We start from the raw sequence: 21,412 nt of genomic DNA, 5'->3' as shown, positions 1-21,412 counted from the left end.
GAGTTCCATTTTCTTGAGCGTGGTTAGACCACATAGGACTAGTATAAAGTGTTGTGCTTGATTCGTTCTGATAAAGGCTCACAAAATTATTAAGTTAGATAACAATAAGAGCAAAAAACGTAGGACATTTTTTTCATGTCTAAGGAACGATAACGATAACGAGCATGATAATGACGACAACAGTTCCTATGGCTCTTAGATAGATAGGTGCCTGTGCAAACTCGACGACATGGTTCTCATCATCAACGCTTCTCTTTTCATTATAAATAATCACCACTAATCTCCCTCTAATAGGGTGTTAAATTTACAATAGATGTATATTGAATGTATTTCAAATGTATAGTCATTCTCACCTTGCTATTTCAACTTTGGCTTTAGATATACTCGTTCAGGCCTTCCTACTTTTCCGTGCTCGTTTTTTGCCAGTAAGAATCCACTTGCCGCGCAATATTCCAGATATCGTCGTGCGGTTGTTTTACTGATCCCGATTTCGCTGCCTAAGCGCTCAGCGGTGTACTTGGCATCAGATTCAGTAGTGAACATCGTCTTGATTTTCTCAAGAGTCAGCTCTTCTATACCTTTGGGTAGTGTTTGTGAGTTCTTCTCTCTGGCTTGAATATTGAATAAATCATCAACATGGCGCTGACTACAGTTATCGTAGGCATTGATAGCACTGTAGTACTTTAAGTATCGATTCAGACTGTCTCGGAGTCGGTCATAGGACACGGGCTTAAGTAAATAGTCAAAACAGCCACATTGAAGCGCCTGTTTTACGGTGTCCATCTCGCTGGCTGCTGTTATCAGGATAACCGAGGTATTTGATAACTTTTTATCAGAAACCATTTCCCTCAAAAGCTCGACGCCAAGCCCGTCGGGCAGATAGTTATCAAGTAGGACAAGTTGTGGCTTTTGTATTCTTAGCATGGTTTTAGCCATTGCTAAGTTGGACGCAATGCCAATCGGGTTAAACCGTACAGTCTGCCTTAAAAACTCGGCATGCAGCTCTGCAATAGCGACTTCGTCTTCGACTATCAATACATCTATTGAATCCACCCAGCTCACCTTTACCTAACTAAATAAAAAATGCCTTTAGATTTGCTCCCGGGCACATCATGTCTATGTGCCCGGTACTCAGAAGTAAAAAGATGCTAAATCAATCTTTCAGTTTGAAAGAACTCACCAAGTCATCTAACTGACCAGAAAGCTGCAATAACTGATCACTGGCTGTGGCCATGGTTTCTGCAATGTCGGTGGTTTCTACGGTCAGCTGATTGATGTCCTCAACGTTTCGGTTGATCTCCGTGACCGTTGTTGCCTGCTCTTCAGTCGCGGTCGCCATTTGGATATTGCGATCACTGATTTGCTCGATGTGGACATTGATTTGCTGTAAAGAATGGTCGGCATTGTCCGCCTGAATGACGACCATATCGCTTTGTTCTTTACCCTGAGACATCGCAGAGACGGCCCTGGTTGATTCTTCCTGAAGCTTATTGATGACGTCCTGTATCTCTTCGGTGGATTCAGCAGAGCGACTGGCCAGATTGCGAACTTCATCCGCCACGACAGCAAAGCCCCTGCCTTGTTCTCCTGCGCGAGCTGCCTCAATGGCTGCATTCAAAGCCAGTAAGTTTGTTTGCTCCGAAATGCTTCGTATGGTTTCTAAAATAGAGCTGATGTTTTCAACCTGATCGGCCAGAGACTGAACCACTCCGGTTGCCTGAGTAAGTTCACTGGAAAGCACATCAATTTGAGTACGGGCTTCGCCAATCACTTGACTGCCTTCCTGAGCTTGCTTCGTCGTTTCTTTCGCTTCATCAGCAGCCTGCGCTGCATTACCCGCGATTTCTTCAACGGTTGCGCCTAATTCTGTGATGGCCGTTGCAACCTGAACGGTGTTATCTCGTTGAGAAATACACTTATCTTGTGTGAGCTTAGCTCTCTCTGCCACCTGATTAGCAGTGTCGGCTAAGACAGAGGAGCTGGTTGCGACTTTCTCAACAGAGTCATGGACTTTGTGTATAAAGCTATTGAAGCTTTTGGCGATGGACGCCAACTCATCTTCACCTTCTAAATCCACTCTGGTATTTAATGCCATGTTGTCTGCCGCATAGACAATAGAATTTCTCAAGGCGCTCACTCTCTGACGCAGGCTGAGTATGATAAGAGAAGAAACCAACACCGAAATGATTATCGCAATGCCGATAATCATACCCATGCGAAGCACTCCGGAGTTATAGTTTTCCTGACTGGTGGTATAGAGTTGCTCCGCCTGATCCAGTAGAGAGTCTAAGATGTGGTTGGCTTGCTTGCGCATGACGCCATAAGATTTAGCGTACTTGTCTTTGTATATCGCTTTGGCCTGATCAAGCTGATTGTTTTCAAGTGCCGCTAACATCGGGGTGAGCTCTTCTCGAATGACATCCTCAAATTTTGCTGCCAATTGCTCGACTTCTGCTCTGCGCTCGTCATCAACCTGGGCATTGATAGCGTGCTGCAACGCCTTTTGCATTTCAGGGATATCTTCTTCGCGAGTTTCTTTGACTCTGGTTAATACCCCTTTTTTGTCTTTTAACGAGGTTTCTTGCAGTAGCATCATATCGATACCGACACGCATTCTCGGAATGCGAGAGGCTATTTCAGCCATTGAGCGCATAGGAGAAGAAGTACTCTGATAAAGTTTCTTACCTTGTTCTTCGATAAACTCCATACTGTTAAAACTTGCCCCCCCTACAATAAGCAAAGCAATCGTAGGTAAGAGAACAGCGATTATCATTCGGGTTTTCAGCGTTAGTTTATTAAACACCACAGACCATCCTATTTAATAGAGCACATTAAACACATTAATAATTTATTGGATTTAAAGTTTTAACAACTTTAATAATTTTTATAGATTTAACTATTTTAGTAAACAATAAAATACCATAAAATCAAGCCAACAACTAACGAAGTGACATAAAAATTTAACAAAAGTGTCATTTTCTGCTTTTGGTTAAATAAGGTTATTTCATTTAGTTGTTGATGTTTCACCCACAACGATTGTTAGATGACATTTTTGTATACCTCGCCATACTCTCCACGATGATCGGGGATTTGACCTGCCTTTTGGGCGGGTCATTTTTTTATATTGGAATAAATTTAAATATTTGCGTTCTTTATGAATTAACGATTAATATCATGGTGTTATGCTGTTGCTTTAGATGTGTTTTTCCATTTTGTTCAAGACTAAGCACCCTGGTGATGTAGAGCTGAATATCCAGAGTGAGCGTAGGTTGCTCCGCCCCCATACCCAATACCTACGAGCTTTCTGAAACGCAGTTGAAGTCCCCAGGGTGCGCTCTCTTTACAATGAAATGAGCGCTGTTTTATGTGTTAATGTTGTGTAGCGCATTTATTGCGAAATTATAAAATCTTTATAACCTAAATGACTTAAATTGTTCCCCCTTATACACATCATAACTATACTCCCGCTCACAAAATGTACACCACAGCATGCTGGCCAATGCAGTTTAGTTATGCAGGTTATCCATTGCTTTTGATAATGAATTGGGTAAGTACATATGAGGTAGCATTTAGGTATATGAAGAAGTAGTGAAAGTACCTAAGCAGTCTGCGAAACACTTTTGTGATGAGTTTGGGAATGTTTATGTGTAGAAATTACTTGGTCATAGCTATTTTATGTTTGCTTTCTTTGCCTGTAGGGGCCAAGCGTTCTTCCGAGGTTTTCTCACAGCTGCAGTTTTATACTGAAGAATACCCGCCATACAACTTTATTGAAAACAAGAAAACGAAAGGGGTTGCCGTTGATTTACTTCAGGAATCAGCAGAGTTACTAAATAGTGAGTTGCAGGGCGATGCCATAAAGTTTCGGCCATGGGCTCGCTCGTACAGAACGGCCCTTCGCCAGAAAAACGCCGTACTCTTCTCTGCGGCCAGAACGGAGTTTCGCGAAGATCTATTTCAATGGGTGGGACCCATCGCACAGACCCGGGTAGTACTAATTGCAAAGAAAAACTCCGGGATCTTAGTGGAGGACAAAAAGGACATCCGATATTACAGCATCGGTGTAATGATAGATGATGTCGGTGAGCAATTACTGACAAAAGATGATGCTATTTTGGATAATAGAATCGACGTAGCTTACTCGGCAGAAGCGCTCGCTCATATGCTGATGCACGATAGAATTGACCTGTGGGCTTACGAAGAAAGGGCCGCTTTGCACGCCATTAAAAAAGCAGGGTATTCGCCCAACGACTTCCAATTAGTTTATAACCTACAAACGGTTGATCTCTATTTTGCATTAAATAAAGCGGTGCCCAGCGAAACGGTATTGGCTTTTCAAAATGCCGTAGATCTAATTACTAAAGCCAGTGGTGCACGAAATGACAGCACGTTTGTGAATCGATATGGAGAAAACTTAGAAGTATATTGGGAAGGAAATTAATTATGTGGTCATATTTCTATTTTTGTTTGAATGAAGAACTTCTTATTATTACTTACCTTGATTTTATTTCTAATTACTAATTTGATAAACAATATCTTTATTTATTATATTTTTAGTTAGAAGCTGAATCTGTTTTTATTGTTCGTTTGGCTGAATGAATGGGCAATAAAATGTATTGTTCTCGAATCCTGAGAATAAAGAGGTTTTTAGTGGGAAACTGCTTTTTTAATAAAGGTTTAGGTTGGGTGTGTATAGACCTAAGTCCTATGTTATTTAGGAATAGAAAAACTTAACATACCTCTGAACGTTGTGATGGTAAGTGCGATAGAATTAGAATTATACCTACTTTGGGGTATTTGTGGCTTAAGGGACGGTCTTGATTTTCTCCATTATAACTTCACTTTATTGGTAATCTGGCGTCGGGTGATGAATGCGACTAAGATTATTTTAGTTCTAGCCATTAGACTTAGTTGAAAGCATGAAATATTTATTATTCGCTTTAATAATGATATCAGCTTCTGGTTATGCTGAAACATTCAGAGCACACTGCCGCGAAAGAGCGCCAGAACTCATCCCCATCGAAGGCGGGTGTACAGGACCTGTTGCTGAGATTGTTGAACTTGCCGTTCAACGAATCGGGCATAGTGTGGAGTGGAGTCATGTGCCGTGGGCCCGAACCATCAATCTGGCCAAAATTGGTACGGTTGATATTATCCCCAGACACTCTATGAATCGAGATCGAGAACGCTACCTCCATGCAGTCGCGTATGGTTACAGTATTCGAGAAGTGTATTACATGATCAGTCCTAAAAAAGACATAGAAGTGAATACATTTGATGATCTCCTTAAGTATCGAATTGGTGCGCTTCGGGGCAGTTATTACTCAGATACGTTTGCCAAAGCATCTAACCTTCAAAAAGACTTTTTTAAGCACACTCCTCAAATCATTCAAATGTTAAAAAGCGGACGTATTGATGTTGCTATCACCTCGTCAAATCATGATGAAGAGATGTTTAGGGGGATTAAGGGGGTCAAGCAAGCAAGGTATATCGAATACTTTTACAATGGTCGGTACTTGAGTATCCCAAAAGAGTCCCGGATGTCGAAGTATTTTGACCGCTTGAAGAAGGCTATTGAAGAGATGATTGAGTCCGGTGAAATCGACGCAATATTTTTACAATACGGCCTTAGCCCCCCTTCGCAAAGATAGTATTTAGCATTCATCCACATTGAGTGCCTAGAAAAGGAACGAACAAAGTGGGACGCTTGAGCTACTTAAAAAGTCACCCTGTCAGTTATAGATCCGTATTATTGCCTTTTACCGCATTGAGTCTTATCTCCGCTGTAGCTTGGTTTCTGATTTTGTTCGAGGTGAACCCAGAGTTTTTTGGCAACCTTCTACTTGAGCAAGTTGCTTTGAAATGGATCTGGATTTTCGCGTCACTCTCTATCGTGTTTTTGAGTGTTAAGTTTGCGCGCACTGGGCCGGTTAATGATTACGGGAATAAGTACGTTAAGGTGGTTGGAATTCATTTTGCCAACACAGCGTTGTCCATGAGTGCGGGCTACGTAGGTATTATGTGGGGAGCCTTGCTCCCTATTTATCTACTGCAAGACAACCTAAATCTCCCAGTAGAGTATGCGTTTATCAACTTGTTGGTTGCTTGCTTATTGGCACTGGTGGGCGTTGTGCTGCTTTACTGCTTTTATCTTGTCTTAATGGCGAACAAAGACGCTCCGCAATGGCATTATGAACTGGTGTCGAGTAAAACGACAAAGTATCTCGTTGGCCTGTTTGCTTTTGCATTTATTAGTGGTCGTCTACCCGATGTTTTGAGGGTATTTAGGCCTGACTTGTTTTAAGTGACGCAGCCCAGCAGCTCCAACGCAGGGTCTTGAGATGGCCAAACCTTCTTGTTGGAGTATCGCCTCATTGAGTGGAAAATATCCAGTTACCATGTAATACTGGTATATGGTGGTATCTTAAATACCATGCGTACCATTTAGTGAGTGTTATATGAGCAATCAAAACGTACAGAATGCCATCGTGCAAGGATTTATGAGTCAGGCAAATCTTTCCTGGGGAGAGCAGGGAGGAAGTGAGCCTTTGTCTGGGCTACCACAGATGGTCAAGTTGATCATAGATGGAAAGGTTGTGGAGGTAAACCTGTCGTTATTTCAGCCAATGGGGTGTATTAACAAAGGTTTGACTACACCGGATGTGTATCTTGTTGATGGCCATCGTCACGTGCATGTGCTGAACTTTAGTAACCCTAAAGAAAGATTTGCATGGGAGCTTTCGAGCTCGATGCGTCAGGAGCTGACCAACCAATGGCAAATGTTGATTACAGATCCCTTGGGAAAACGCGTCAGCAGTTACAATGAGAAATTCAAAGCCAAATACATGTTTGAGCAACCTGATGAGCCTAAATTTCGCCCATTGATCTGTGAGCTTCAAAAGCTTGCACACATAGACATCACTGAAGAAATTGCACTTGAAGAGCAACTTGAACAGCTTGGGATACAGCGAATGGCGGAGTCTCAAGTGGTGGCGACCCAGCGATTTGCAGTAAAACGTGCTCAATTTTTAGAAAAACATGACCTCTACGATGCCAAGCAGCTTGCTCAGACATTACAACTCAGAGACAGTAATGCAAACCGAGCCGTCAACAAGCTGCGTGATTCGCAATCGGTTCTGGCGGTTAAAACACAAGATGGTTTTATGTACCCAGCGTTCCAGTTAGACAGAGAAGCCTGTATCTACGAGCCGCTTAGCCACGCTTTACCAAAGCTGTACAAAAGTATGACTGGTTGGGATATCGCGTTTTGGTTAACCGAGTGCTTTACGGTGACGATGGAGATAACTGAGATGCCTGACTCAGTAGTAGAAGACATCGTGAAGCAAGAACTGTCGCTGGATGATATGGCCGATGTGGTCAGTCAAGATGAGACACCAGATGGGACAGTGACATCTCGCCCCATTGATTTGCTCGTGAATGGTGATGACGCTACGTTCTCTGTTTTTGTCGAGGCTCTCCTTCATGAAGATACTCGAGTTATCCCTCATGCAAAGGGATGAGATAGATGAGAACCTATGATATTGAAGATGGAGAGTTTTTAGTTCGAGTCCACTCCCAAGAGTTTGCTTCAGACAGTTTTAAACCCTATGGCATTAGTGAAGGGCGATTTGATCCGGTAGCGGATAAGAACGGAAATGGTTTTAGCGTCATGTATCTTGGGACTCACTACATCGATGCGATTGCCGAAACGATTATGCGTAAAAATGAGAATGGTGCACGGCATTTCAACATTGATCAGATTGAGAAAAAAGAGATAACCACGTTATTAGTAAGCAAGAATATTCACTTGTTAGACCTCTCCTCGATTAAGGCGCTAGAGCCATTATTGGCAGGAGGAAAGCAAAATTACAGCAAGCTAAGAAATTTTGCGAAACTTGTGCTGAGTGATAAACGGTTTGATGAAGTTCAAGGGTTTATTTGGAGTGGACATCAACGAGGTATTGCCGGGGCGCGTGTGATGGTTCTGTTTGGTAACCGTATCGAGCCGTCAACCTTGATCCCTACCCATACTGAGAGTTTGTTATATCGAACGGGTTACAACAAGTTGCAAGATGCCGCGAATGCTCTGGGTTGTGTGATCCCTGAATATGTCCGCAAAGTAAGAAGACTAGAGGCATCGAGCCGACTTAAAAAATAGGTATTAGCCGTTATCACCGTCAGCAAAGCACGTTCACTGAGCAAACACTATAGTTAATATTGTCAGTGAGATTTGGAACAGAACAGGAAGAAAAGCCAGAGGGAAATTATGGCATTGATTAAAAAAAATATCTGGCTTGCTTTTCATTTTATCCTATTGTTTTGGTCCTTGTTTTTGGGCGCAGCAGCTTATATTACTTACCAGAGTGTTTATCATGAAGTGGCGCAAGAGCAAAAAGGACTGACGCTGTTGACAAGCAACTCGCTCAAGTCATCCTTTACGCAATATGAGACCATTTTAAACATTGTTGCTAGCGAGCTGATGAGAAGCAACAACTTCGAAGACAAAGCAGTCGCGTGGGAAATCCTAAATGATGTTGCGACCAAGGACCAGTCTATTCAGACATTTGCAATATTCAACCTAGAGGGGATTGTCGATGTCAGTGCGCCCATTCTAGTTCTCCCACGTGGAGAATCTTTGTTGCAGTTAGAAGAAAGCAAAACATCCTTTCAAGATACTCTGAGTAGCCAGGAAATAGTTCTCGGGCGTACGTATTTCAATAAGCACCTGAATAGCTTTATCCTGCCGTTTCAAAAAGCGGTACGTGATGATCGCGGAAACGCTCGGTTTGTGTTGTCGCTTTCCATTAACCTGGAGCGAGGTTTCGATTATTTCCTCAATAGTACGGATGAACATCTTGTTAGTCGTACACTTCTCTACAGAGAAAAAGACAGATATTTTCAGCTGGCTCCAGCAGACCAAATCCGTGACCAGGAGGTCTATCGATATCAAATCCCTCAAGAGTATGTTCAGGATTCCATAGAGAGGCTGACAAGGAATACGGGAGAGTCGTATGATGAAATTAAACAAAACGGCAAGGTCTATATTAATGAGTTGCGTCATCCTTCTCGTCAGTCTCTCAGCGCCAGTACTTATTTGAAGCAGTATGATCTTTGGTTGACGACTGAAATCAAACTGGATGAAGTTCAAGAGCAGTTTTTTCAAAAAGCGCTTTTGCTCTTTTTTCTTTGGATTGCATCTTCGTTGATTATGTTTGCTTTATTTCGAAACATTGCAGGTAGCGAAAAACGAAAGCAACAGGAGCTATTACATCAGGCGCGACATGACTACCTTACAGGGTTATACAATCGGTTCTACCTCGAAGATTACTTAAGCGCTTTACCCAAGAAAGCGCACTACTCGTTGGTCTTTTTGGATATTGATAACTTCAAGTCGGTGAATGATAGCTATGGGCATCAGGTAGGCGATGAAGTGCTAATTCAGGTAGCTAAAAGATTGCAAGGTTCGATAACCAACGATACGTTTCTGGTACGAACCAGCAGTGACGAGTTTGTGGCTATTACTGCCAGCACTAACCAAGAAGACGTTATGATGCTGTGTGAGTGTATGAAGCAGCAGTTTGATACCCCATTTCCCTCCAAAGACTATGAAGTAAAGTTAAGCGTGAGCGTTGGTGTGTCTCGCAAACCCTTTGATGGGAAAAAGCAAGAAGTGCTAAAAAGAAATGCTGATTTGGCTATGTACGAATCGAAAAAAAGTCGAGATGCCATTACTTTTTTTGAACCCCACTTGCTCGATGTTCATTTGCACAATATCGAAATAGAACATCACCTAAGAAAGGCTTTGGATAACAATGAGCTTTACTTAACGTATCAACCCCAACTCGCTTCGAATGGGAGTTTAAAAGGGGTAGAAGCCTTGATCCGCTGGAACAACGAAGAGCTTGGGTTTGTTGGTCCAGACAGGTTTATTCCTATTGCTGAGTCTATTGGAATGATGAATGCGATAGGTCAGTTCGTCATCGATAAGGCGTTAGAAGAGATATCTGCTATACAGGATCATAGTGGCTTAGAGTTTGACCTCTCGATAAATGTATCGGTCAAGCAGTTTCAGAGTGAAGCATTTTTCTCTTCTCTGATTTCGAGTGTTAATAAACACCAATTCGCTATGTCTAAGTTGCTACTGGAAGTGACAGAAAGTGTGTTGATCGATGATGTAGATAGAATTTGCGTATTAATGGACAAGCTTAGGCAACAAAACATTCGAATTTCATTGGATGACTTTGGTACGGGGTATTCGTCGTTGAGTCTATTGAAGAACCTGCCAATCGATGAGCTGAAAATAGACAAGAGTTTTGTGTCAGATATGCTGACAGATACGAACTCAAGCTCTATGGTTGAGGGAGTAGTTGCCATTGCGCAGAAGCTAAAAATGGTGACGGTGGCTGAAGGTGTGGAAACCGAAGAAGTGCAAAATGCCTTAAGGGCGTTAGGGTGTGATATATACCAAGGGTATTACTACTCAAAGCCAGTTCCGATAGAAGAGCTTGCCCTTTATTTGCGTTCATTCTCTGAGAGTAACCAACACTCGATTTAGCTTGAAGCTCTTTATTATTTTACCTACAACAGCCCGTTATTTTCATGAACTCGTCCTACAGGCTTTATTGTATTGCACAGTCATTCATACTGGGCTTATTGGCACTACTTCCTGTTCGACAAACCCTCTTACTTAGTTTTTAGAATTCTGATTACTTGCTTAGGCTGTGTTCCTTGTCTAGTGCGTTGAGCACACCCAGTAAAGCTTCGCAGATGTGCGAATTTTGACTCCCCTCTAATTTTTGAACCTTAGTTAACAGTATTTGGTATGGCGTTTCTGTGGTTGTTTTATCTTTGTGAGTCTCAATAATATTCATACAATGAATAAGCGTGTCAGAGGGAGGTAGGCTCTTTTCACTTAGATATTTTGATATCTGAGATTGACTTTTACCAAGAGTTTTAGAGAAATCTTCTTGATTTAAATTGGAAAATGATAATGCTTTTCTAACAATGTCTGCTGGGTTAATCATCGTATATTTCCAGTGGGTTCAAGTCGGTTGATAATTGATATTATGCATTAAATGAATTATAATCGCTAGTATTGAACTATACTTGTATCAGGCTTAGCATTAGGTTTGATCCTTGGAGGAGATGATGGCTAGAGCAGATTTGGTGATTAACCTTGTTGAAACAGGAATGAAAGGAGACTTGCCTCGTTTTAAAATGACGGCTGAGGCGATTGCTGCTGATGCAAGATTAAAACAACACCATCATCTGGCAACGAAGCTTAGTGATATCCTCACAACTTCAGAAGTGCTGCCTACGGGGACACCGACCTCTATGGATGAGCAGCTTCAAAATACCTTCTATGAGCTTCAAGCACTAAAAACCATTGATGACTTAGTGCTTCCTGTTGATGTGAAAGATATCTTTAATGAGGTAATTGAAGAGTATGCTCGTCGCGAAGTGCTGCGCTCATACAACTTAGTGCCTCGTCATAAAATTTTAATGTCAGGCCCTCCGGGGAACGGTAAAACATCGCTTGCTGAAGCTTTTGCAAATCATCTTGGCCTTCCGTTTTATGTTGTGAAATACGAAGGGATCATTGATAGATACCTGGGTAAAACCTCTCAACACTTAGACATGATGTTTGAACATGTCAAAACACGACGTTGTGTTCTATTTCTGGATGAGTTTGATTCCATCGGTAAAGAACGAGAAGATTCAAACGATAATGGGGAGATGAAACGTGTTGTGAACTCTCTTCTAAAACAAATCGATATGCTGCCTCCTCATGTGTATGTTCTGGCAGCGACCAACCATCAAGGAATGTTAGATAAAGCGATTTGGAGACGATTTCAGGTTCAGTTAGATATTCCTACGCCTACACAAGCGATGGCAAAACAATGGTTTGAGAATTTTACTGAGAGATTTGGTCGCTCATTGGGCTATGCTCCAGGCACTCTGGCACAAAAACTATCAGGTTTTAGTTTTGCAGAACTTGAAGAGTTTGCATTAGATGTTCAACGAAAATACGTGCTCGGTTTACCTGATAGTGAGACAGGCATCAAGAAAATTACAGAGCAGCGTCTTAAATACTGGAAAAAACGTTACAAACCAGAAGATTAGCCTCTAAACTAGGTCGCAGTAATCATTGGAAATGGAGTTTTCATGGATCTGCGACCTCATCTTACCTTCCTTAAGTCGACTAAAAAGTCTTTTTCGGGAACGGCATTCCCAAATAAAGTTGAAACTCCAAGCCTGATACTTCAGGCAAATCGTTTGACACCTAAAATTCAAAAGGTTGAAAAAGCGTTTGCCGAATATGCCATGCTTACAAGCTCAACCGATGGCCTTGTTCCTGAGAAAGTGCTGGTTCTCGAAGTTGCCGGAGAAGTGGCCAGTTTTGGGAGCGTTTTGAGCAAAGTCCCCGGTTTTGAGTTGCTGGCTCAAGAGCTACAAGAGTCCAATTTTGAAAGCGAAGATTTTTTCCGGCTTGATAAAGGAAAGGTAAAGCCGGTAGAGAGAACGGCCTATCTGGCGATGAGTAGTCAAGATGGCTTAAAACGATTGTTGGCGTATTGGGAACAACACAAATCGCAAGGACTGCCGACAGGTAAAAAAGCGCTAGGTAATGCCTTTAATCAGCTCATAGATTTGCGCGTCTGGGATGTAAAAGATCGTCTTGATATAAGAGACAGTGACGGCTACTCAATACTGACAGATTGGCAAGAACGAATGGAGTACATCGAAACATCGGGTGATGATGCACTTATTCCGTTTGAAGCTGAGCTTTGGTATCGAGACTCAGAGGCAAGCCGTCAGATATCTGAGCAAAGACTGACAAGGGCGATTTCCTTAGCTGGCGGCAATGTTTCCCGTCGATACGTGATGCCTGAAATAAGCTATCACTCTGTGCTTGGTAACCTTCCTGCAAGTTCGGTATCAAAAATCTTATCCGACTTTGGTTCCGATATAGATCTAATGCATTGTGATGACGTTATGTTCTTTAGGCCTGTCGGACAATGTACCGTTGCAGGAGGAGAGGACGAAACTGTTCAGGAAGAGCATTCATTTTACGAGCCAGAGCCACTCTCCACTTCTCCGGTTGTCGCACTTTTGGATGGGTTGCCACTGGAAAACCATGAGGCTCTCCGTGGGCGTATCATTGTTGATGATCCGGATGACTATGAGAGCGGTTACGATGGTGAACCTAAATCGCAGGTCCACGGCACATCGATGGCATCACTGATTATTCATGGCGATTTAAACTACCCGTCAAGTGTCCCTTTACCTCAGCCGCTTTATGTTCGTCCTATTATGAAGTTGGGCCAGCCAAACTTTAATGATGCGCGATATGAAGGTGTGCCAGAAGACGAGCTCCCCTTAGACTTGGTTCATCGAGCTGTAAAACGCATGAAAGAGGGTGAGGCAGGGCAGCCGCCAACAGCGCCTAATGTAAAAATCATCAATTTATCGGTGGGAGAAAGACACCGTCTGTTTGACAGAAAAATGAGCCCCTGGGCTCGAATGCTAGATTGGCTATCATATAAATTTGACGTGCTTTTTGTTGTGAGCGCAGGAAACATGACAAATGATATTCAGCTATCGATCACCGAATCAGAGTTTAATCAGTGTAGCGAAGAAGAAAAAGAATCTCATTTTTTTAAAGCGTTAGCCAGACAGCAACCAGAGCGAAGAATGCGAGCTCCAGCAGAGGCTATCAACGCGCTGACCGCCAGATCTTCTCATGATGATGGATGCGAGGGACCCTCTCCTCTGGCTTTTTGGGATTTTACCCAAAAAGATGGAATGCCGAGTCCCATCAACCCGATTTCTCTAGGGCGTCGTAATGCGGTAAAGCCCGAGATCATGATGCCGGGAGGCAGACAGTTATATCGTCAAAAATCAATTCTTGAAAGTGAGCCTTTATTGCTTTCGGTTGCGAACTCATCCACGCTATCTCCGGGAGTTAAAAGCGCTCACCCGGGTTCTAGTGGTAGCTTAAATAGCTATGTGTACTCAGCAGGGACAAGCAATGCAGCAGCGCTGACTTCTCGTCGACTTGGATTTTTACATGAAACACTAACCGACCTTAAATCCATGGGCAACTTACCTCAAGATGGGTTTGATTCGGTTCTACTAAAAGCAATGCTATGTCATGGGGCCCAGCACCATCCAGAGGCTAAAGAATTTCTTTCAGGTGAGCTAAAGACAAAACTCAATAGTCGAACCTTTAATTCTATTGTTAATCAGTTTGTTGGTTTTGGTGTCGTGGATGAGCAGCGGATCCATGGCTGTATTTCAAGTCAGGCGACGATGATAGGGACTGGGCATGCATCCGATAAAGACAGCCATACCTTTACCTTTCCTCTGCCTGGTTGTTTGGCCGCAAGTACCGAACAGCGTCGATTGGTTGTCACTGTGGCTTGGCTTAGCCCAATTAACGTAAATCACAATGAATATCGTGGTGCTAAATTTTGGCTCAAGGCCGATAAAGAGAAGTTAAAACTGGGCGGTAGTGAAAACTATCACCCTCACTTAATGCATGGAACGGTTGATCATCGCATCTTTGAAGGGAATAAGGCCGCTGCGTTTATTCATGGTGATGATTTATCGATTGAAGTGAGATGCAATTTGAGGGCGGGATTTAAAGAGTCTGGCTTAGAAGTCCCATTCGCTGTTATCGCCACACTAGATTCTCCGAACCTTCAACTTCCCATTTATGATGAAGTATCTGAACTCTTGAAGCAGAAGCAGTCTCAAGGTGTTGATGCATGATCAATATTAAGGAACTAAAGTTAGATTTTCCAAAAGACAATGTGCTTTGGCGTGTGCAATGGATTGATGGTGTACTGATTAACAAAACGAAAGATGTATCAAACCCACTTATACGCGTTCAAATTGTCAAACATGAGCCTGATGCTTATAAAAAGTTCTCTGAGTTCTCAGAAACTTGTGAGATTTATGTTGCCGTAGGTCGATTGCCGCAAGTCACTTTAGGCTCTTTATGGCGAAACAATGAACGCGTCTCTGGTGATGGGCATGTTCGAAGAAGGTTGACGGTATCCAAAGCGACGGGTATCGGAAAAAGAATATCACCTTTAGATTCTCGAAAGGTTGATGGAAAAAAACTGTATTATTTTCCTCCTTTTAGATACCAGTTCCCTTACAAAGAGAAAATTTGGAAGTCTAACTGTAGTTTACTGGAGCATAGTGGTGTTGAGTACATCATACCTAACGTGGAAATAGCACGGTTTTTCTATGCCACGTCCAGCTACACGGCTCGAATGTTATTTACCACCGATTTTGGAAAAGCTGCCGACAAATTAATCTACAAAAAAAGTTCCAAATTATATGGACCAGAGCGAATGTTTGTATTGCGCAAAGAAGCTTATGACTCAGACATCAAACCAATCTCTCTCCTATGTACAAGCCACCACGCTAGGGCTGCTGCTACACATGTGTACACTGGGCTTCAACTGGGTTTTATTTCTAATAGTGAGTCCTACGTTCGAACCTTTCTGCCGATGGACGGTTCCGAGTCATACAAGATGCGTGTGGATGGGATATGGTTAGAAGACAACAAGCGCTTTTTGGTTTTTCAGATAGTTGAGTCCGAGTTTGTTTACCCAGATGAAGTAGAGTCTATCGACTTTGCCAGATACGCGGAACGAGAATCAACAGAGAATGACAATAATACAGAAATCACACGCAGAGACACTCCGAAGCTAAGCTCTGACCCCTTACCTGAGAGAGCCATTCAGAGTGCGAAAGCACCAAGAGCTGGGTATGACAGACAGTTACTGAAGACGGGTGAGAATGGGTTCAAGCCCAAGATACCCGTACGTAAAGTGACATTACCGGCTTCTTCTGTAGAGAAAGAGCACTCTTTGCTGCTCGACTCTAATGAAGTTTGCCAAGATGAGCACTTTTTATCCACGGGCGAGGGCTCCTGGACTGAAGATCCAATAAGAGGCATTACAGTAATTCAAGGTGAAGATAATGATGAAAAGAAACCTAGGAGCATTATGCCTCAGGGCTTTGGTGCTTACTTTGAAGCCATTGATTATATCGAATTACAGAAGCCCGAATGGAAGATGCATACTGCCTCTCTCACTTTAGAGTATGACAACGTTGACGGGAGAACTCTCTCTCTTGTTCCACTGAGAAACAAAAAATGGACGGGTACTCCAGATGATAGGCGAAGGCTAGCGGGCACCACTATTTCACATCAAGGAAAAAATGTTGTTCTGCTTGAGCTGGAGAGAAAGAAAAAGTCTGAAAAATTCAGCTCTCTGCTGGTTTGGCATACGTCATTTCAGGAAATGACGCCGCGATTGTTTGACGTTTTTATGGCTGAGACCATCTGCCAGTCGAGATGGCCAAGCCCTGAATCTGACTCTGGCCGATTACGTGTTTGGGGGGACTACTTATTTTGTCGAGTCCAACATAACTTTGCGACAACGGATAAGTACGCCAGTGCGGTGATAGAGCGCTTATATGATTTTGTCTTTTCTGAGGATGAGCTCGAATCTGCAAACGAAAACACTGATGCTGTGGTGAAATCGGGAGAGCCGGAGTTGTCCACCTGAGTTTGATGGAAAAAGATATGAGGTTTTCGATTCCATAAATCGGTTGATGGTCAAGCATACAAACTTATTGAAGCCATTTTCTATTCGAAGATCGGTGTATAGGCCATGAGTCAATGATATACACCAACAACCTTTTATTGCGTCATAGAACAGCGAGCGCTTTTTTGTTTTCAGGATGGTTGTCATCGAACGGCCGGTTTTATCCTGAACTAACTTTAGCAAGTAAATTTGTCTCAATGTCATTTTTCTTAAACCAAAAAGCGCATAGCTATTGGCTGACTCTGTCTTAGTGAGTATATCCAAGAAGGGAATATGGCTGACATCTTTTCTTACCTCTTGGTGTAGTGACCGATTTACTTTCGACTTTAAGTTTTTATTTTTGTGGGAAGCACAGGTAAGCTTCATCAGAGAGCTCTTACTGTATGAGTTGCATTCTTCTAAATAGCGCCTTGCCGAAGATAACTCTGAACATGAAGGGCTATACTTCTTTTTATATATCCCAAGCCTTTGAATCGACTCTTGTATCCAAAATGGCACTGAGTGGGAGTCTTTTACGAGCTCAGAGTAGGTGAGCTTTGATGCAGATATAAGCTGTGCGAACCGGATAGGCCAATCAACGAGTAACCAAGAACAAGCATTAAAAATTTTGTGTCGAGTTGCGACCCTTTGATACTCCAAAACATCCCTTTCAAATGAGGTGGCTTGAGGCTCTTTGCAGCCAATAGATGCCAATCCATTCCAGGCTTTTTCCCTTGTTGAGCCTAGTAGCAACTTTGTTAGCATTCGCAAACCCTTAAAAAAAGCGAGGCAGTGCAGCCGACGATCGCTATTAACGAAAACGGTCTTTTCCATCAGGTGAGTTGTCCAGGCATTGCGATGGGACAGTTGAGATGACGTTATGTTCTTTCGATTGAGGAGAGTGGGCAGCATTAAGTGTCCACAATAAACACAATTGAGTAAGTGATGGCGCCAGTCAGAGTATCGGTGAAAAGCAGCAGGCTTATTGCAGTGAGGACAGGCATCGAGGAGCAGTGAGTGGTGTGTGCTGCAGTATGTTATATGTGCCAATCGCCACTCTAATTTAAGGTATGCGTTGTTTGCGATGCAATATGGGCAAAATTGTTGCCCGTATCGGAGTCTATTCCTATGTTGTACTCCAATAGGGAGTAAAAACGGTGTAGAGCGAGTGGGGTGGCATTGTTCGTAGTAAGTTCCGTCATAATGCGTCAGCGTAGTTGATAAACATTGGCTTATATGTGTTGATGTGAAATGAGCCAATGTAGAGATTATGGATGGTGGTGCAAAGAGGTCGATATCTCTGGTCCATATCTGAGTGCTGGGCCATATCAAGTGACCAAATGACTGAGACGTTAAATGGTAAGTCTTAGCGAGTCTCAATAACCATGAATAGAGCGACTCGCCATAGATGGGGTGTAAGTGGATAGGCCATAAATGACTTAGGTGATGTTTACCGTATAACCTTTTCAGCCATTTTTCTTCGCTCATCAGGAGCTATCCAGTTAATGTCGTTAAGAACGCCTTCATCGATTCGTTCTACATTGTTTTTTACAGCGAATATCGCAGCTTTTTGTAATATCGTTGATAGTTCTCCAAGCAACCCGTTCGACATAACCAACAACTTAGGAGCAAGCTCAGGTGAGGCAAGGTTAGAAGGCTGCTTTAACGGGAGAAGGCGCTCAAAAGAAGCCAATAATTGAACAAAGTCTTCATTGAGCTCCCATTTGGGAAGAGCAAAAGGCTCAAATCGATTGGCCAATTGTTCTTCTATCTGTATTGCTCTTAATGCTTCCCGAACCCCAATTGCAACGATGGGTATTTGTAGCTCGTTTCCTATATATTTGAGTACCTGCATAAAATGGCGCTGTTGGCTTGTCGAGCCTGCCAGTACGTTTTGGATTTCATCAATAAACAACATTTTCAAATTGATGTTTTGGCAGACATCAATGACTAATGAGAGTTTCTCAGAGACATGACTTGTGCGTTTATAGGGGCAATACACAGAGTCTAAAATGGCGTTGTATAAGCGCGCTTCGTCCGGTTTTGGTGGTGCCTGAACATAGAGTGCAGGAACAATAATGCTATCACCTTTAGGGTTATCATAAGCTGGGTTTTGTCGAATGAAGTGCTTTGCTAAAGCCGTCTTTCCATTGTTGGTATTTCCCAGCAATAACAAGTTAGGCATTCTGTGCGTCCTAGGGTAGTACAACAGATCTTCTAACTTTTCTAGTCCTTCCTTGGCCCGACTGTATGTGATCCACCTAGGTCTGCGAATGTACTCTAGACGTAGCTCATCAGGCTCCGACAGTAACTTGGCTACACTTTTATCAAGATGAGGGTACTCAGTCATCTAAAACCTCTCGGTCTGCAAATGGTGTGATATTGTCAAACAAGCTTTTTTCTATAGAGGACAAGCTAGATTTTGCTTTCGGTGTGTTCCCCTCCAGCGCTGACTTTTGCTTGTTAGAGCGCTTTCTTTGATTGTTTCTGCGTACTTTTTTTGTCTCTTGTTTTGCATTGTTCTCAATGGTTCTTAAGCGATTGAAGGCCTCAAAGATATCGTCCTCACTCGCATCTGGATTTTCTTCTTCTGCCTTTTTCTGTGCTTCTCGGTACTCCCAAATCGATACTGGTGGGTGTGATGTATCCCTATAGGGAATATCAAAGTACTCATTGAGCTCTGGGTCAAAAAAGTACAGTAAGCTGATATTTCGTGGATCTCTTCGGAAAAGAAACTTTCGTTTCAGCCTTTTGTTATTCGGGTCTTTTGCGTTGACATAAGTGCTCAAGATATCGCTGTAATAACGGCATTTATCTATCTGGACACCATAGCGTTGAATTGTTCTGAGTTCAAAAGGCATAAAGTCGAGTCTTAACCTTCTTTCATCAAGAATCTTCTCTGGTAGGCCTGTACCCGGTGACTCATCGTTGCCAAAGATGCCTTTTTCAAATTGTCTAAGCGGGGAGCAACCTAGCATCTTGTGTGTTCTTTGGTGATACACATCAGTGATGTAGATAGTGAGCCAACGTTCGAATTCAGACAGTGTTAATGATGCAGCTTTTTCTGAGTCGTAATTTTTCCTAAGCACCGGATTATGAAATGTGGTTCCTGGAAGGTTGTGAATTTCTTTATTAAAGGTCCCAAGTAGACGCTCTATATGTGCTCCATAATGAGGCCTGGCGACAGGACGCCAGCTGATATCAATGCCATACTCATCACACGCTCGCTTTAGCATCTCCCCACGAAATTCTTTGGCATTATCAGCATGAACGGTCGACATAACTCCCCATAGTGGCCAGTCTGTCTGAGAGCCATGCTTCTCTATCCAGTTATCTTTAGGAAGTATCGAATGAGATAGACAAAGCCCAGTAGAAAGGGCACCTGGAGGGTCAAAGCTTGTATAGAAGCCAGTGACCATTCTGCTGTATACATCGATAGCCAGTGTTATCCATGGCCTTCCAATAGGCAGCCTATGAATATCATCAACGAGCATAATATCTAGTTGAGTATGGTCTATCTGTACGACCTGAAGAGGAAAAGTGCCATCAGGAAATTCTCCCCGGTGAACGGAGAACTCTTGCTCCGCGGCTTTTCCGCCAAACCTAAATTTTATCTGTTTCTTTTCAGATATTTTCTGGATACGGCTTCGAACGGTATTTGGGTGTGGAGGCTCTAGCTTTGCATTTTTACACAACCTTATCACTTCCCTGCACACCCAAGACACGGAGTGTTTCTGTGAAGATAGGTAATGTTCATCTAAAACTTCGTTGATAATGGCGTTCACAGGAGCAGATAACTTAAGCTTCCCAGGTTTCACTCCTCTTTTTTCTGGAACCAGAGAAGATATTTTTCCTGTAGCGCGATACCGGTCAATCCATCGGTACAACGTTGCTCGGCTAACCTTGTTTTTCTGAGCCAACTCACTCATTTCAATCCGACTAAAGCGGTATTCTGGGTTGTCCAGAACAGGCCTAATCGCTTCAAATCGCTCTTGTGCTAACTTCCAATCGGCATCTGGCAGCAAGTGAATATCCTTGGGCCCTTTGTTGATATCACCCCCTTCATCAGTTGGACAGGGAGCCAACTGGGATATCTTAACGGTCTTGTACTCGCCTGTGGACTCATTGCGTGTTAATACCCTGTGTAGATCGACTTGTTGAGTGATAGTTAGCTTTTCATTATCTAGCAGTACTTTATTTCCTGGGGTGAATGACATCGTTATCATGAGTCACCTCTTTTTATTGGCAACCAAATTGGTGAATCCATCGTTAGTGGGCGATTTAAATCAGTGGCGATTTGGTTGCTGGAAACCAAATGCCAAATAATGGGAATATAGGTCGCTTGATTCCATTTGTTTGTTTTTAAGGTTGCTAGAAGAGCTTTAGGGGAGCTCTCCCGCAACTCAAACAACGTGCTCAAAATAGACAAAATATCTGTTTGCTTAGCAGATATATTTCGATACTGCTTTAGGAACCTAGCATTGGTAAGAAATGGGGTACGGATTCGTCTTTCGGTGTATATCTTGAAAACCCAACCTTTAGAGCGGGCGAGTTTAGTAGCTGCTTTAAATTTAGGTTTCAGCTCACTCCATTTTTCTTTTAACTCAGCCTCATACTTTACTTCCACCAGTTGTTGAGGTTGTTCCGTGAAAGAAACCAATGCATCGGGTGTATAGCAGCGCAGTTGATTTTTTTCATCTTTGAACTCAACTTTTACAGGTTGCTCTAAAAAATGATGAACATCCTCACGTTGTTCCAACATGATGAAGAGATCACGTTCAAGAGTAGACTCGAATGCAACCTGA

At 42.7% G+C, this 21,412-nt stretch carries 17 protein-coding genes; 9 read left to right on the top strand and 8 right to left on the bottom strand.

Going from position 1 to position 21,412, the window contains the following annotated elements; all coding sequences use genetic code 11:
* Nucleotides 1-139 precede the first annotated feature (139 nt).
* The 3 genes from SNR28_RS26685 to SNR28_RS26675 form a co-directional block, all read right to left on the bottom strand.
* Nucleotides 140-274 carry a hypothetical protein gene (locus SNR28_RS26685; protein ID WP_375752010.1) on the bottom strand — a complete coding sequence of 45 codons (135 nt, stop codon included), beginning with the start codon at nt 272-274 and terminating at the stop codon, nt 140-142.
* Nucleotides 275-357: 83 nt separating this feature from the next.
* A complete protein-coding gene (locus tag SNR28_RS26680) occupies nt 358-1,053 on the bottom strand; it encodes a response regulator (protein ID WP_375752009.1) in 696 nt (231 codons plus the stop codon).
* 100 nt (nt 1,054-1,153) lie between these two features.
* Complete coding sequence (locus SNR28_RS26675; RefSeq protein ID WP_375752008.1) at nt 1,154-2,806, bottom strand: methyl-accepting chemotaxis protein; 1,653 nt, start codon at nt 2,804-2,806, stop codon at nt 1,154-1,156.
* Nucleotides 2,807-3,643: 837 nt separating this feature from the next.
* Between SNR28_RS26675 and SNR28_RS26670 the strand changes: the two genes are divergently transcribed.
* The 6 genes from SNR28_RS26670 to SNR28_RS26645 all read left to right on the top strand — a co-directional run bounded on the left by SNR28_RS26670 (nt 3,644) and on the right by SNR28_RS26645 (nt 10,555).
* Complete coding sequence (locus SNR28_RS26670; protein ID WP_375752007.1) at nt 3,644-4,441, top strand: substrate-binding periplasmic protein; 798 nt, start codon at nt 3,644-3,646, stop codon at nt 4,439-4,441.
* A 478-nt stretch (nt 4,442-4,919) separates the two neighbouring features.
* Nucleotides 4,920-5,651: a substrate-binding periplasmic protein gene (locus SNR28_RS26665; RefSeq protein WP_375752006.1), complete on the top strand. Its 732-nt coding sequence runs from the start codon at nt 4,920-4,922 to the stop codon at nt 5,649-5,651.
* Nucleotides 5,652-5,707: 56 nt separating this feature from the next.
* Nucleotides 5,708-6,304: a hypothetical protein gene (locus SNR28_RS26660; RefSeq protein WP_375752005.1), complete on the top strand. Its 597-nt coding sequence runs from the start codon at nt 5,708-5,710 to the stop codon at nt 6,302-6,304.
* 154 nt (nt 6,305-6,458) lie between these two features.
* Nucleotides 6,459-7,520, top strand: a complete 1,062-nt coding sequence (locus SNR28_RS26655; RefSeq protein WP_375752003.1) for a hypothetical protein — start codon at nt 6,459-6,461, stop codon at nt 7,518-7,520.
* Nucleotides 7,521-7,525: 5 nt separating this feature from the next.
* The gene (locus tag SNR28_RS26650) at nt 7,526-8,158 is read left to right on the top strand and encodes an RES domain-containing protein (RefSeq protein ID WP_375752001.1); all 633 of its coding nucleotides are present in this window, start codon (nt 7,526-7,528) and stop codon (nt 8,156-8,158) included.
* Nucleotides 8,159-8,266: 108 nt separating this feature from the next.
* Nucleotides 8,267-10,555, top strand: coding sequence for an EAL domain-containing protein (locus SNR28_RS26645; protein WP_375751999.1), 2,289 nt, complete (start codon nt 8,267-8,269; stop codon nt 10,553-10,555).
* 151 nt (nt 10,556-10,706) lie between these two features.
* Here SNR28_RS26645 and SNR28_RS26640 read toward each other — a convergent pair whose 3' ends face one another.
* Nucleotides 10,707-11,024 carry a helix-turn-helix transcriptional regulator gene (locus tag SNR28_RS26640; RefSeq protein WP_375751998.1) on the bottom strand — a complete coding sequence of 106 codons (318 nt, stop codon included), beginning with the start codon at nt 11,022-11,024 and terminating at the stop codon, nt 10,707-10,709.
* A gap of 121 nt (nt 11,025-11,145) precedes the next feature.
* Here SNR28_RS26640 and SNR28_RS26635 point away from each other — a divergent pair, with 121 nt between their 5' ends.
* The 3 genes from SNR28_RS26635 to SNR28_RS26625 are packed head-to-tail and all read left to right on the top strand — an operon-like array spanning nt 11,146 to nt 16,589.
* Nucleotides 11,146-12,123 carry an AAA family ATPase gene (locus SNR28_RS26635; RefSeq protein ID WP_375751997.1) on the top strand — a complete coding sequence of 326 codons (978 nt, stop codon included), beginning with the start codon at nt 11,146-11,148 and terminating at the stop codon, nt 12,121-12,123.
* A gap of 42 nt (nt 12,124-12,165) precedes the next feature.
* Complete coding sequence (locus SNR28_RS26630; protein ID WP_375751996.1) at nt 12,166-14,775, top strand: S8 family peptidase; 2,610 nt, start codon at nt 12,166-12,168, stop codon at nt 14,773-14,775.
* Nucleotides 14,772-16,589 carry a hypothetical protein gene (locus tag SNR28_RS26625; protein ID WP_375751994.1) on the top strand — a complete coding sequence of 606 codons (1,818 nt, stop codon included), beginning with the start codon at nt 14,772-14,774 and terminating at the stop codon, nt 16,587-16,589. The genes SNR28_RS26630 and SNR28_RS26625 overlap by 4 nt, the downstream gene beginning before the upstream one ends.
* Here SNR28_RS26625 and SNR28_RS26620 read toward each other — a convergent pair.
* The 4 genes from SNR28_RS26620 to SNR28_RS26605 are packed head-to-tail and all read right to left on the bottom strand — an operon-like array spanning nt 16,494 to nt 21,369.
* Entirely contained in the window at nt 16,494-18,095 is a 1,602-nt protein-coding gene (locus SNR28_RS26620) for a TniQ family protein (RefSeq protein WP_375751993.1), read from the bottom strand. The genes SNR28_RS26625 and SNR28_RS26620 overlap by 96 nt on opposite strands.
* Entirely contained in the window at nt 18,058-18,957 is a 900-nt protein-coding gene (locus SNR28_RS26615) for a TniB family NTP-binding protein (protein ID WP_375751991.1), read from the bottom strand. Before SNR28_RS26615 ends, SNR28_RS26620 begins: the two co-directional genes overlap by 38 nt.
* Complete coding sequence (locus SNR28_RS26610) at nt 18,950-20,833, bottom strand: Mu transposase C-terminal domain-containing protein (protein WP_375751989.1); 1,884 nt, start codon at nt 20,831-20,833, stop codon at nt 18,950-18,952. Before SNR28_RS26610 ends, SNR28_RS26615 begins: the two co-directional genes overlap by 8 nt.
* Nucleotides 20,830-21,369 carry a TnsA endonuclease N-terminal domain-containing protein gene (locus tag SNR28_RS26605; protein ID WP_375751988.1) on the bottom strand — a complete coding sequence of 180 codons (540 nt, stop codon included), beginning with the start codon at nt 21,367-21,369 and terminating at the stop codon, nt 20,830-20,832. The genes SNR28_RS26610 and SNR28_RS26605 overlap by 4 nt, the downstream gene beginning before the upstream one ends.
* Nucleotides 21,370-21,412 lie beyond the last annotated feature (43 nt).

Origin of the sequence: Vibrio iocasae (assembly GCF_042245395.1) — a bacterium.
Taxonomy (GTDB): Bacteria; Pseudomonadota; Gammaproteobacteria; order Enterobacterales; family Vibrionaceae; genus Vibrio; species Vibrio iocasae.
This window is presented reverse-complemented; position numbering and strand designations above follow the sequence as displayed.